The sequence below is a fragment of the Winogradskyella sp. genome (genome assembly GCF_965228925.1).
Classification (GTDB): Bacteria; Bacteroidota; Bacteroidia; order Flavobacteriales; family Flavobacteriaceae; genus Winogradskyella.
In genome coordinates this window covers 1,809,040-1,822,950 of sequence record NZ_OZ245845.1, presented here as the reverse complement: position 1 = coordinate 1,822,950, position 13,911 = coordinate 1,809,040, and the positions used below count along the sequence as shown (strand labels likewise).

General features: G+C 35.7%; 10 protein-coding genes. 5 read left to right on the top strand and 5 right to left on the bottom strand.

Annotated elements, in window-relative coordinates; genetic code table 11:
- Positions 1–15 precede the first annotated feature (15 nt).
- The 3 genes from ACO052_RS07480 to accD all read left to right on the top strand — a co-directional run bounded on the left by ACO052_RS07480 (position 16) and on the right by accD (position 4,829).
- Positions 16–2,580 (top strand): BamA/TamA family outer membrane protein, encoded by a 2,565-nt coding sequence (locus tag ACO052_RS07480; protein ID WP_422107386.1) that lies wholly within the window; start codon positions 16–18, stop codon positions 2,578–2,580.
- A gap of 124 nt (positions 2,581–2,704) precedes the next feature.
- Positions 2,705–3,772 carry a class II fructose-bisphosphate aldolase gene (gene fbaA, locus ACO052_RS07475; protein WP_422107385.1) on the top strand — a complete coding sequence of 356 codons (1,068 nt, stop codon included), beginning with the start codon at positions 2,705–2,707 and terminating at the stop codon, positions 3,770–3,772.
- A 199-nt stretch (positions 3,773–3,971) separates the two neighbouring features.
- Positions 3,972–4,829 carry an acetyl-CoA carboxylase, carboxyltransferase subunit beta gene (gene accD, locus ACO052_RS07470; protein ID WP_422107384.1) on the top strand — a complete coding sequence of 286 codons (858 nt, stop codon included), beginning with the start codon at positions 3,972–3,974 and terminating at the stop codon, positions 4,827–4,829.
- A 76-nt stretch (positions 4,830–4,905) separates the two neighbouring features.
- Here accD and ACO052_RS07465 read toward each other — a convergent pair whose 3' ends face one another.
- Entirely contained in the window at positions 4,906–5,754 is an 849-nt protein-coding gene (locus ACO052_RS07465; RefSeq protein WP_422107383.1) for a hypothetical protein, read from the bottom strand.
- Positions 5,755–5,825: 71 nt separating this feature from the next.
- Positions 5,826–6,932 carry a PAS domain S-box protein gene (locus ACO052_RS07460; RefSeq protein ID WP_422107382.1) on the bottom strand — a complete coding sequence of 369 codons (1,107 nt, stop codon included), beginning with the start codon at positions 6,930–6,932 and terminating at the stop codon, positions 5,826–5,828.
- 182 nt (positions 6,933–7,114) lie between these two features.
- Here ACO052_RS07460 and rpsO point away from each other — a divergent pair, with 182 nt between their 5' ends.
- On the top strand, positions 7,115–7,384 hold the full coding sequence (rpsO, locus tag ACO052_RS07455) for a 30S ribosomal protein S15 (RefSeq protein ID WP_422107381.1): 270 nt from the start codon (positions 7,115–7,117) through the stop codon (positions 7,382–7,384).
- A 211-nt stretch (positions 7,385–7,595) separates the two neighbouring features.
- Complete coding sequence (locus ACO052_RS07450) at positions 7,596–9,854, top strand: polyribonucleotide nucleotidyltransferase (protein ID WP_422107380.1); 2,259 nt, start codon at positions 7,596–7,598, stop codon at positions 9,852–9,854.
- A gap of 205 nt (positions 9,855–10,059) precedes the next feature.
- Here ACO052_RS07450 and ACO052_RS07445 read toward each other — a convergent pair whose 3' ends face one another.
- The 3 genes from ACO052_RS07445 to ACO052_RS07435 are packed head-to-tail and all read right to left on the bottom strand — an operon-like array spanning position 10,060 to position 13,698.
- Positions 10,060–10,782 (bottom strand): sterol desaturase family protein, encoded by a 723-nt coding sequence (locus ACO052_RS07445; protein WP_422107379.1) that lies wholly within the window; start codon positions 10,780–10,782, stop codon positions 10,060–10,062.
- A 5-nt stretch (positions 10,783–10,787) separates the two neighbouring features.
- Positions 10,788–12,011 (bottom strand): radical SAM/SPASM domain-containing protein, encoded by a 1,224-nt coding sequence (locus ACO052_RS07440; protein WP_422107378.1) that lies wholly within the window; start codon positions 12,009–12,011, stop codon positions 10,788–10,790.
- Positions 12,004–13,698, bottom strand: a complete 1,695-nt coding sequence (locus tag ACO052_RS07435; protein ID WP_422107377.1) for a hypothetical protein — start codon at positions 13,696–13,698, stop codon at positions 12,004–12,006. The genes ACO052_RS07440 and ACO052_RS07435 overlap by 8 nt, the downstream gene beginning before the upstream one ends.
- Positions 13,699–13,911: the final 213 nt, after the last annotated feature.

Below are 13,911 nucleotides of genomic sequence, written 5' to 3'. Positions count from 1 at the left end.
GTAGATCTTTTAAGCTTGCAAGTTCACTTTACAATACTATTCAGAAAGCACAAAATAATATACAGGCTTGGGTTATTGTTTTTTGTTGTGCTTCTCAACTCTTGCAACGTTGTAAAACGCGTTAAAGCAAACGAACACCTTATTACAAAGAATACCATTATCGTAGATGATAAAGTAAACAAGGAAGAGCGCGTCAATAATCTTATTGTGCAAAAAACCAATCTTGGGATGAAAGGCCTATTCGGTTTTCCTTTGAGGTTGCATGTTTATAATCTGGCTAGACCAAATATAGATTCTATTCTTCAAGCCAAAGTCTTAAGCGATTCTTCTAAAGTGCGCTGGAAAACCAAAGTACTATCCAAAAAACAATTTGATCGGGAAATACAATCGCGAAAAAACTTTAATAGTTGGTTAAAACGAACTGGTGAAGCACCCACTATACTCGACGAAGAAAAAACAAATAAAACAGTAAATAGGCTCAGAAAATATTACTATACCAAGGGTTGGTTTGACAATGAAGTGAGCTATGACATACAAAAGGACAGCAACAAGCGCGCACAAGTAACATATAAAGTGACGAGAAACAAACCCTACATATTAGACTCTCTAAAACCCATTATAAGCAGTCCTGCGATAGATGCTTTATACAGCGATTTTAGTAAAGCATCGCTTATCAAGAAAGGAGAGCAATACGAAGAACAAAATTTTGAAAACGAACGCGAACGGATTAACACCTATCTCCGCAATCACGGTTTTTATCACTTTGGGCAAGATTACATTAGATTTGTAACAGATACAATTGGCACCACCCAAAAAGTCAATACCGAGTTGATCATAGCTGATCGCGTTATCAGAACTGATGACTCTACGTCGGTAAAACCATTTCAAGTTTATAAAATTAAAGAGGTCAATATCTTTACGGACGATAACTTTGAGAACCGTTTTAAAACTATTTCTGACACGACGACTTACGAGGACTACAATTTATACAGTAAGAACAAATTGAGGTTTAGACCAAAGGCCTTAACCGACGCTGTATTTATCAATAAGGGAGATATTTACAGCGACATATCGCGCAGTCGGACCTCACGATATCTCAATGACTTACAAATGTTTAGATATCCAAGTATTGAATATGTAGAAAATGCTGATGATACGACGTTAACAGCAAATATTTATTTAGAACCTAAGAAAAAATATGCTTTAAGCTTAGATTTGGATGTCTCTCAGAGTAATATTCAGACCATCGGTTTTTCGGTTACTCCTGGATTAAAAATCAGAAACATTTTTAGAGGTGCAGAAACCTTAGAATTAAGTGGTATTGCTGCCATTGGAGCTTCTGAAGATGGTAATGACAATGACGAAACTTTTTTCGACATCAATGAGTTTGGTGGTAATATTAGATTGACGATTCCGCGTTTGTTTACACCTTTTAATACAGATAATATCATCCCAAAATATATGTCGCCAAATACAGCGATCAACCTCTCCATTACCAGTCAGCAAAATATTGGTTTAGATAAACAAACCCTGTCTGGGCTTTTGAGCTATAACTGGTCACCATCGAGAACGGTAACACAGGCCTTAGAGTTATTTAATGTACAATTCGTAAAAAATTTAAACACCAGTAACTACTTTGGTGTCTATTCTAACTCTTATGACAGACTGAATGATATCGCCCAAGATATTGGTTACATTCCATCGGATGAAGATTTAACGATTCCTAATGAAGCTGATCAGTTTATTGACGATGTTCTGGATGGAAACACAAGTTTAAGTCCTGGGGATGATGATTTTATCGCCGTCAACAACATTGAAGAACGCAAACAACGATTAACGGAAAACAACCTCATCTTTTCTTCTAGTTTTGATTATGTAAAAGATAAAAGGGCTAATATTTTTGATAACAGTTTTTCAATTTTTAAGTGGCGTGTTGAGCTTGCAGGGAACCTTTTGTCTAACTTATCCGAATTATTTGGATCTTCAAGAAACAACGATGGTAATTACGAAGTCTTTGGTGTTGCTTTTTCCCAATACTTCAAAACTGAAATTGATTACATAAAGTATTTTGATTTAGGACAAAAAAATGTTTTTGCCTTAAGAAGTTATGCAGGTATTGCCATTCCTTATGGCAATTCTAACAGTATTCCTTTTGCTGAGAGTTTCTTTGCTGGTGGACCAAACGACAATAGGGCCTGGACAGCCTATAACCTTGGTCCTGGAAGCTCAGCAACTACTAATGAGTTTAACGAAGCTAACTTTAAAATTCACTTAAGTGCCGAGCAGCGCTTTGGTCTTTTCGGTGATTTAAGAGGTGCGCTTTTTATTGACGCTGGTAATATCTGGAATGTATTGGATAACGTAGAGGATGACAGTGCTACATTCACAAATTTTGACTCTCTTCAAGATATTGCTATAGGTTCTGGATTTGGACTCCGATATGACTTTGATTTTTTTGTGCTTCGATTTGATACCGGTTTTAAGACTTATGAACCTTCTTTATCACCAGGCAACCGTTGGTTTAAAAATTACAACTTCAGAAATGCGGTTTATAACATAGGAATCAACTATCCGTTTTAAAAATTACTTATGGAGAAAGGCGATATCGTTTTCGCAAATTCTATATGCTATTAATCTACTAAAACTGGCAAATAGATATTCAAAATTATGTATTTTTGAAGTCTAATTTTCAATCATAAAAATTATGAGTCACAATATTAAACCTGGCGTTGCAACAGGTAGAGAAGTTCAGGAAATTTTCAAATTAGCAAAAGAAAAAGGCTTTGCTTTACCAGCCGTAAATGTTATTGGGTCCAATACCATAAATGGTGTCTTAGAGACCGCTAAGTCCTTGAACGCACCTGTTATTATTCAGTTTTCAAATGGAGGTGCGCAATTTAATGCCGGCAAAGGATTGGGAAATGAAGACCAAAAAGGTGCCATTGCTGGTGGCATTGCTGGTGCAAGGCACGTACATCATATGGCTGAAGCCTATGGCGTCCCTGTAATTTTGCATACGGACCACTGTGCAAAGAAATTGTTACCTTGGATTGATGGGCTATTGGATGCAAGCGAAAAGCACTTTGAAGAAACAGGCAAGCCGCTCTATAGCTCTCATATGATTGATTTATCCGAGGAGCCACTTAAAGAGAATATTGAAATCTGTAAAGACTATCTAGCCCGTATGAGTAAGATGGGCATGACCTTGGAGATCGAGTTAGGAATTACAGGTGGTGAAGAAGATGGTGTGGATAATTCTGATGTGGACGCTTCGAAATTATATACACAGCCAGAAGAAGTAGCCTATGCTTATGAAGAATTGAGCAAAGTGAGCGATCAGTTTACCATCGCTGCTGCCTTTGGGAATGTTCATGGTGTTTATAGACCAGGTAATGTAAAATTGACGCCAAAGATTTTAAAGAATTCCCAAGAATATATCACAGAAAAATACAACGTTGGCCATAACCATATTGATTTTGTATTCCATGGTGGTTCTGGGTCTACCGTCGAAGAAATAAGAGAAGCTATTGGATATGGTGTTATCAAAATGAATATCGACACCGATATGCAGTGGGCGTTTTTAAGTGGCGTAAGAGATTATGTAGAAGATAAGAGTGCTTATTTACAGACCCAAATTGGTAATCCCGAAGGAGATGATGCTCCAAATAAAAAATATTATGATCCTAGGGTTTGGCTTAGAAAAGGGGAACAAGCTTTCGTAGAGAGACTTAAAAAAGCTTTTGAAGACCTAAATAATGTAGACACCTTATAGCGTACGCCAAGTGTTACTGAAAACCTAGCAAACCTATCATACTGAGTTTTGATAGGTTTGTTGTTTTACTAATTACATACCTCTACTACTTTTGAGTTTAATTAAATAGTAGTAATTTTGTCCCAACTAACTGACTAAAACATCAATTGCAGGCAACTACGACCTATCTGCAGTTGCAAAATCAAAATCGTATAAAAATATGGCTTGGTTTAAAAGAAAAGACAAAGGAATTCAAACCTCAACAGAAGAAAAAAAAGATACACCCAAAGGACTTTGGTACAAATCGCCTACCGGAAAAATAATTGATACTAAGGAACTAGAACAAAATTTCTACGTAAGCCCTGAAGATGGTTATCATGTAAGAATAGGGAGCAAAGAGTATTTTGAAATTCTTTTCGATGACAATGAGTTTAAAGAATTAGATGCCAATCTTACATCTAAAGACCCGTTAAAATTTGTAGATACCAAAAAATATCCTGATCGTTTAAAAGCGGCCCAGACCAAAACTAATCTTAAGGATGCCGTTCGCACGGCGGTTGGTAAATCTAACGGTCAAGATTTGGTCATCGCCTGTATGGATTTTAGCTTTATTGGCGGATCTATGGGTAGTGTTGTTGGTGAAAAAATAGCACGTGCTGCCGATTATGCCTTAAAGCATAATACGCCTTTTATGATTATTAGCAAATCTGGCGGAGCGCGTATGATGGAAGCTGCATTATCACTAATGCAATTGGCGAAAACGTCTGCAAAATTAGCCCAATTGGCCGAAGCAAAGATTCCATATATTTCGTTATGTACCGATCCGACCACGGGCGGAACAACGGCTTCTTTTGCTATGCTAGGAGATATTAATATAGCCGAACCAGGCGCACTTATCGGATTTGCGGGTCCAAGAGTTGTAAGGGATACTACAGGACAGGAACTCCCCGAAGGTTTCCAGACTTCGGAGTTTTTATTAGAACATGGGTTTTTGGATTTTATAGCGCATAGAAGAGATTTAAAGAATAAGATTAATCTTTATATCGATTTAATAAAAAATCAACCTTTAAGAGTATAAAAAAGCGAGCCTATTTCGATTACACGTAGTAAACTAAGACTCGCTTTCACCAATAAACTAAAACCAACTAACTATCTTAATTTAGAGTTATAGGAACTTCTGTGCCATTATTAAACGTAAAGGTTGCTTGATTATCGCAATCACCCTCACCATAATCAAAAAGACCACCAAAGTTAGTACGTTGTACATCAAAAGTGCCACTCACAAAATACGTGCATATAACTTCTCTTCTTAATGGCATCATGACCTCATAGGTATGGGTATTACCATTGACAAAAGTGGCTGTCCAATTGCCCGTAATTTCAAAAACATTATCGCTAAATACCCCACTGCCAAAACCTTCTACCCATTCTCTAATTCTTGTACCTTCCCTAGAGGCTTGTACACCATTTGGCCAAATCACCGTTATACTTAAATCGTGCGTAAATTGTGGGTTTCCATTGTCATTGGAGCGCTCTTTTAAAATAGAACGACTTGCAATGATATGTTTTGCATCAAAATAAAAATCGACCAGATTATAGTTGATCATTATTTGTTGCGCTTCGGTATCCCTAGTATAATCGAAAACGATTTGCCCTTGGATAAGATGCCCATTGATGATGCAACCTTCAGTACCAAAATCTAACGTGACTTCCCTATAGCCTTGCTCGGCGACTATGGTAATGGTAACACATTCTGGAATACCACTTGTATAAGTGCCTCTCCCTGATTCGCTCAATTCTTGACCTTCATATGCGTCAATTACAAGGTCTCCTAAAATAGTATCGACTTGGTCAATCTCGGCAGAACGTTCCACTTCAGAAGTATCTTCTGCCAACTGCGCTTCAGTTTCAAAGGTTTCATTATCGTCGCTACAAGATGTAAAGACCAAACCCAAAACCAAAAGACTTAACACACCTGCTTTTAAAAAACTTAAATTCTTCATGATTACTTTTTTATTGTTAATATAGTGTTAAGACTACAACAGCTAAAAAAGGTTTAATCACGACAACTAATTCAGGCGCTTTTAAAATAAATTGAAAACTCTGTGCCTACATCCACTTCGCTAACGACTTCTACTTTTCCCCCTAAAGATTCAATATGATTTTTAGTAATGAAAAGGCCTATCCCTATGGCATCATCATTATAATGAAAGGTCTTGTACATCTGAAATAGTTTGTCGCCATATTTTTTCATATCAATTCCCAGTCCATTGTCTTTAATTTTAAAGACTATGAAATCATCTTGAATGTGAGATGATAATTCTATAACAGGTGTCCTTTTTTTAGACCTGTATTTAATGGCATTGGAAAGAAAGTTGAGTATGATACTATCTAAATAAGCGGGCACACCCCTAACCTTATATGCCTCATTAATTTCATTATATATGATGGCATTGGCATTTTGGGCCATGGCAATAATATTAAACATCGCTTTTTCGACATAATCGTATAAGTTAAGGGACTCTAATTTAGAGGATTCAATCTCCTTAATTTTTGCTATTTCTGTAAGATGTGAGACTGTTTCCTGTAAATTTTCAACGGCTTTTTTTAATAATGTAAAGTTTTCACTATGATGCTTATCAGGAAAATCTTCTTCTAAAAATTCTGTAATCGTACTTAGATTTCCAGAGTGCGATCTCAAGTTATGTGTCACAATATTTGCAAATGACGATAATCTTTCATTTTGCTCCTTAGCAACTTCCAACATGGCTTTTAATTTTGCTTTATTCTTTTCTTGCTTGGTGATATCATTAAACTGCCAAATCATATGGGGTCTACCTTCTTTAAAGTATACCAAAGACACATAAACCAAGACCCATATTAGAGAACCATCCTTGTGGAAGTAGCGTTGTTTAACGCGATATTTATCGATTTTTCCATGAATCAATTTTTCGTATTTCTCTTCATGGGCTCCAAGATCTTCTACAAATACGATATTATTGATATCCATATTAAAAAGCTCCCATCTCGTATAACCAAGCAAATCGCACACGCTATCGTTAACTTTTAACCAATTGCCTTCTAAACTAACAACCGCAATACCATTGTAGGTGTTGTTAAAAACACGATCTAATACATCATAAGCGTTAGAGAAATTACGACTAGGGTCAATGGCTTCCATCCTATTTAGATTTGTAGGATTAATTGGCGAAAGCTCTTAATAAGTTAAGGGGTACCTTACTAAAACATTGTAATACAGATTAAAAGTTACGAAAAAAACAACAAATCGCAAAAAAGTATTATATTTGCCGCTTGAAAGAAAACCTTTCAAAGTACATAACAATCATTTACAATAATATTAGAATGTATTTATCAAAAGAAAAAAAAGAAGAAATCTTCACAAAACACGGTAAAGGAAAAAATGATACCGGTTCTGCTGAAGGACAAATCGCGTTATTTACGTACAGAATTAACCACTTAACTGAGCACTTAAAGAACAATCGCAAGGATTACAATACTGAGCGCTCCTTAGTGAAATTAGTAGGTAAACGTCGTGCTTTACTAGACTATTTAACTAAGAAAGATATCTTAAGATATCGTGCTATCGTTAAAGAATTAGGATTAAGAAAATAAAGAGAGAACCACGCTTATAGCGTGGTTTTTATTTAATTATAACGCAATCGAAAGCGTCTAAAATTCGAACTGAAAATAGCAGATAAGATTCCAATTAAAATTTGGAACTACGGTTTTTCATTGGTCACAACAACAACTACACACAACAACACAACGACCATTGTTTAACATAGCTTTGGTATGGATATGCCAAAGTGAGAATAAAAATTTTATGATTCCAAAAACTTACAAAGAGGTCATTGACCTCGGTGATGGTAGAGAGATTTCTATCGAAACCGGAAAATTAGCCAAACAGGCGCATGGAAGCGTTGTGGTACAATCAGGAAAATGTATGTTATTATGTACAATAGTATCTAACTACCACCAGGCTGATGTTGACTTTTTACCACTAACTGTAGATTACAGAGAAAAATTCGCAGCAGCGGGACGCTATCCTGGTGGATTTTTTAAAAGAGAAGCCAGACCGAGTGATGGTGAGGTATTAACCATGCGTTTAGTAGATCGTTGTCTTCGTCCATTGTTTCCAAAAGATTACCATGCCGAAACACAGGTGATGATTCAACTGATGTCTCATGATCCTGAAGTAATGCCAGATGCTATGGCAGGTTTAGCCGCTTCTGCAGCCATTCAATTATCAGATATTCCTTTTGAAACGGCAATTTCTGAAGTTAGAGTAGCACGAGTTAATGGTGAGTTTATCATTAACCCTACTTTCGCTCAATTAGAGGAATCCGATATCGATATGATGATCGGAGCATCGGCAGATTCAGTGATGATGGTTGAAGGTGAGATGGATGAGATTTCTGAAGAAGAAATGGTAGAAGCCATTAAAGCAGCTCATGAGGCCATTAAGGTTCAAATTGATGCGCAATTAAAATTAGCTGAAGCATTCGGTAAAAAAGAAACTCGTGAATATGAGCCTGAAGTTGAAGATGAAGACTTGGCCAAGAAAATCCATGAGATGGTTTACGACAAGACCTATGCTATTGCAAAAGCAGGTTCAGCTAAACATGAACGTGGCGCGGCCTTTAGCGAAATTAAAGAAGAAGTCTTTGAATCTTTCAGTGAAGAAGAGCAAGATGAATTAGGAAAGTTGATTCATAAGTATGTGGCTAAAGCTCAAAAGGAAGCCATTAGAAACTTAACTTTAGATGAAGGTCTACGTTTAGATGGCCGTAAAACTGATGAAATAAGACCAATCTGGTGTGAAGTGGATTACTTACCTTCTACACATGGTTCTGCAATTTTCACAAGAGGTGAAACCCAAGCACTTGCTACAGTAACGCTTGGTACTAGTAGAGATGCCAATATTATAGATATGCCTTCGTATGAAGGAGAAGAACGTTTCTATTTACATTATAATTTTCCACCGTTTTCAACAGGTGAAGCTAGGCCAATCCGTGGTACTTCGCGTCGTGAGGTAGGTCATGGTAACTTGGCTCAACGTGCCTTAAAAGGTATGGTCCCTGAAGATTGTCCTTATACAGTTCGTGTTGTTTCTGAGGTATTAGAGTCTAACGGTTCGTCTTCTATGGCGACTGTTTGTTCGGGAACTATGGCTATGATGGATGCTGGTGTTCAATTAAAAAAGCCTGTTTCTGGTATCGCAATGGGCCTGATATCTGACGGTGATAAGTATGCGGTCCTTTCCGATATTTTGGGAGACGAGGATCATTTAGGTGATATGGACTTTAAAGTGACTGGAACAGCCGATGGTATTACAGCCACTCAAATGGATATTAAGATCAAAGGGCTTTCTTATGAAATCTTGGTAAAGGCCTTAATACAAGCCAGAGAGGGTCGTTTACATATTCTTGAAAAATTAACCGATACTATTACTGAGCCTAATGCAGAAGTGAAGGCCCATGCACCAAAAATAGTCACTAAGATTATTCCTGGTGAGTTTATCGGTGCAGTCATTGGTTCTGGCGGAAAAGTCATTCAAGAACTACAAAAAGAAACCAATACGACCATCGTTATCAATGAAGATCCAGTGACCGAAGAAGGTATTGTTGAGATTTTAGGTACCGATCAAGCTGGTATAGACAAGGTGATTGCCACTATCGAAGCTGTGATGTTTAAGCCCGAAGTGGGTAGCGTTTACGAAGTCAAAGTCATAAAAATGCTGGATTTTGGTGCGGTTGTAGAATATACGGAAGCACCTGGAAACGAAGTCTTATTACATGTGAGTGAATTGGCTTGGGAACGTACCGAAAATGTCTCCGATGTGGTGAATATGGGAGATGTTTTTGATGTAAAGTATTTTGGTATTGATCCAAAAACCCGAAAAGAAAAAGTATCTCGTAAGGCTATCTTACCAAAGCCTGAAGGTTGGCAACCACGTCCAAAGCGCGATAATAATCATCGCGGTGGTAACAACAACCGTAGAGATAATCGCGGTCGAGATAATCGTAATAGGGATCATCGACGAGACGATAGAAAACCGAGAGAGGATCAAAAAGAAGATTAATGTTTTTTCACCCATAAATAAAGCCCATCAAAATTTGATGGGCTTTTCTTTTCTTTACAAGCTTTACTTTTTGATCTACTTCTGTTAATTCCTTCAGTGTTTTATCTGTTTGTCTATATACAGAGCGTGACTGAATTAGCATAACTAGAATTAGACCAGAAGAGAACCGTTTAGTGCTTCTTGTAGTTTTCATAATACTTTAAACTTAATCTTTAAAATAGGTTCCCATTAATCTATCCCAATAGGTAAAATACAATCCAAAATTATACTTAGAATTTCGGTGGTGAACATCATGATCCTTAGGCGTATTTTGCCATTTGAAGACTTTAAGTTGTTCAAAATTATACCCTAAATGAATAAAAGTATCATAGACAATTATTAATGTGATAAATATTGTCAAGGCCGTATGATGCCACGGGATTATAAACATCACTATTGGTATTATACCTAGTGTTAATAATGATTCTAATGGATGAAATGCAAAAGCACTCCAAGGTGTTGGATTTTTAAATTTATGATGTAAAGCGTGTACATATTTGAACAGTATTTTATGATGTATTAACCGATGCGTCCAATAGGAATAGGCATCGTGCATAATAATCATAACAACTATGCTTAAAAAAAAGTAAGCCCATCCATATTCATTTATATCTGTATAGTTTCTTGTATAATCATGTTTTAACCAATACAAAAACAACCATATTCCACAACTATATATACAAATCGTTAACAACGAAAATTTCACTTCTTCTACAATCTGACCCTTATTTGGTATTTCCTTTTGTAGCTTTCTGGTTTTGTATTTATTCTTGCCTATAACAAATAACCACAAATAAGGTAGGCCAGCCACAATAATATATCGAAAGGTTAGCACCACAAGCAATAATAACCAAAGGAGTATTGATGGTATGCTTAATACAGTTTCCATAAAATTTAATACGTTGGACAACCTTTAGATGTCATTGCATTTAATTGAAATTCAAAATTATCATCCAAAATGTTACCTGAGTTGGTATGACAAAATGGACATGCGTTTAAATTACCATCTGTATCTATATACATGCTTCTATTCCCTCCTGCATAACAGCCATGCCGTCTCTGATAATAGCCGTGATAATTAATAATAGGAAAGTCTAAATGCATATTAGAAAAATTCATCCTTTCATAAAAGGATTCTAACAGTTTTATTTTTTCAATACTTAATGATACATCCTTACCACTATAGTGACCCACATCTCTTGGCTCTAAAAACTGAACAAATGGAACTTTTAACTCCTTAGCCAATTCCATATAAGTCATTAAATTTTCTTCAGTAACAAAGTCATTACGTAAACAGAGTGAAAAAGCCACCACGAGACCATTTCTTATTGCATTTTTCGCCCCTTCAATCGCCCAGTAGAAAGCATCCTTATACTTTCTAAATACATTATGTGCTTCAGCCTCAAAATGATCTAAACTTATAAATAAGCCTGTTAATCCGGCTTCTTTTAATGCTCTGGCTCTATCGGTCGAGAGTTTATAACCAGATGTATTGATCCAAAAATTTGTAGTATTTTCTGCTGACCGCAATAAAGACAGCAAAAGATCTGGTTTAATTAATGGCTCGCCACCTGTTAAATGTATCTGAGCAGTTCCTAGTCGTTGTAGTTTATTAATGATAGATTTTAAATCCTCAGGTGATAATTGCTCTTTTTGGTTTAACATTTCCCAAGCATAACAGTGATCACATTGTAACGGGCATTTTTTGGTAACGGCCACATAAACATGATTAAATCTCAAGGGAATGACTCTATTTTTTTTAAAAAGGTTCAACTCTGAACTAATGAATCTTTTGTAAATCTCATTATTAAAACCAGGTGTATATAGCCCCATATAGTATTTGCCATCGATTGTTACCATTTTTTTGAGTTCAAAATCACCAAGAAATTGCTTTCGTAATTGCACCAAATATCTAAAGGCACCGATCCAATGTTTAGGATTTCTATAAAGTCCTATGATTATTTTCAAAAGACCTATCTTTAGATTAAAATGAGACCATTTTAATCTATAGCCAGTTAACAATTTATTGGAGGCATACGCATGAAATTGCGATTTGTGTTCCTCATTATTATTTGAAACTTCAATTAGGGCTCTATTTATTGTACCTGAATTATTCATTTTGAGCTAGATTCTTTAGACTGTAATTAATAAAGTTGAAGTAAGATTCCTCTGAAAACTTTGTAAAGGTGTGATCTTCTCTAAAAGTTTTAAGTTTTTCAATATTTGGGCTGCCACTATAGGTTCTTATATAATTGTAATAACCTCTATTTTTCAAGTAAACCGTGGTGCTAGAAAGGGTATCGATAGACACATCTGATTTAAACTTTACCGTCATTTCATCTCCTATCTCTGGCTGTACAAAATATGTTTCGTCTGCAGTAGACAATAAGCCTGTAACATCTTTTCCATTTTTGTCAATTGCTGAATCTGGTTTTATCTCTGAAACGGAGACATCAATATTCTCTGAAAAGTCAATTCCCACGTAGTCCACTTCCCAAAACATAAAACCAGTTTCAAGTTTTACCTCTAAAATTTCTTGATCAATAATACTTAGATCTAAAGGCACAACTATATCTCTCATCGCTAATGGGCCAACTGTCGAAATTCTATCGACTAGTTGCCAACCTATTTCAGTTTTTACAAATACTGAAAGGGGAATATGCTGGCCATTGGTCCACTTCTTAAGTTGATCCTTCTTTACGCTTTGTTGCTGATTTTGAAATTCATTGTATTTATCACCAAATTGTTGATTAAACTTACCGAAAACATAATCTAACCACATGGAATTCTTCGCCGTCAGATATAGTTTAGCATTTTGGATCTCCTCGGGTTTAGTAAATTCAAAAACAATACTTCTCGTAGATTCCTCAGTCGTCTTTGAGGCATTAAACATATAAGAATTGTAATCTTTTTCTAGGGCAAAATCCAATACATCTGTAACATTTTCACTCTTAATATTTATTGGCGATTCAACTTTTTGGAACGTTTGAATGTTCCCCTTGCTATCTAATAACACCTCCACATGCTTAGGATGTTTTATGGTAAGTAGTTCTAATAGATCTGTATATTGAATTTCCTTTAATTGGTTTGAAACTTTGAGCGTATAATATCCATTTTTAGGCTCAAAACTTTGTAATTCTAAATAATCATTCTCTTGAAGATTTGGAGTTATTATACCTGGATATAATTCACCTGCAAACACATAGGATTCACCATTTTTGATGTAAACAAAAGGGCACGAGCTTTTTAACGCCACGTACAATAATATCCCAACAAAAACGACACCCAATGTACCAGCCAAAATATTCACTACAGTTCTACCTGTATTCTTATCATTATATGAGATCTTTTCGATATCATCTAAGGGAATGGTAACCCTATCACCAGTTTTAAAATTAGGGTCTGTCTTTAAGAAAAAATGTAACTCATCAAGAGGATCTTGTTTCTTATGACTATAACGATGTACCCTCTTACTTGATCTAGATTTTTTGTAGAGGTGCGCTTCTGTCAATGGTTGAATGCTGCCAGTAATAATTTGCTCATCATCATTAAGCACCATATTCTCTAAATGCCATGAGTCATTATCAAAATGAATAATGACATATTTTCTTGAACTATTAAAATCATTGACTTGTTGCATAATCATCTCTTCGCTAGTTTCCACATCTCTAACGGTAAAGTAAGAGCACGATACTGATAGATTTAAAACTGCAATTACCAAACAGATGGAAGTAAATCTTGTAATGCTATTGTGAGTTTTAAAAAGGTTTGGAGGGCTTTGATTGTTGTTAAAGATTGTTTTCATGATTTTTATATTGAATTGATTTTAAATAAAGTCCCCTACAGATATTCTCAACACTCAATTACTAGCCTTTATCTCTGTTCAAAAGTTAGATTATGATGATTAATAGTAATTGATGTTTCGTTTCATCTTTGTTCATGCGACAAATCTATTTTGCATTTTTTGAAAATTATTTATTCTATATGCAGATTATTTATAGTATTTTTTGCAATAATT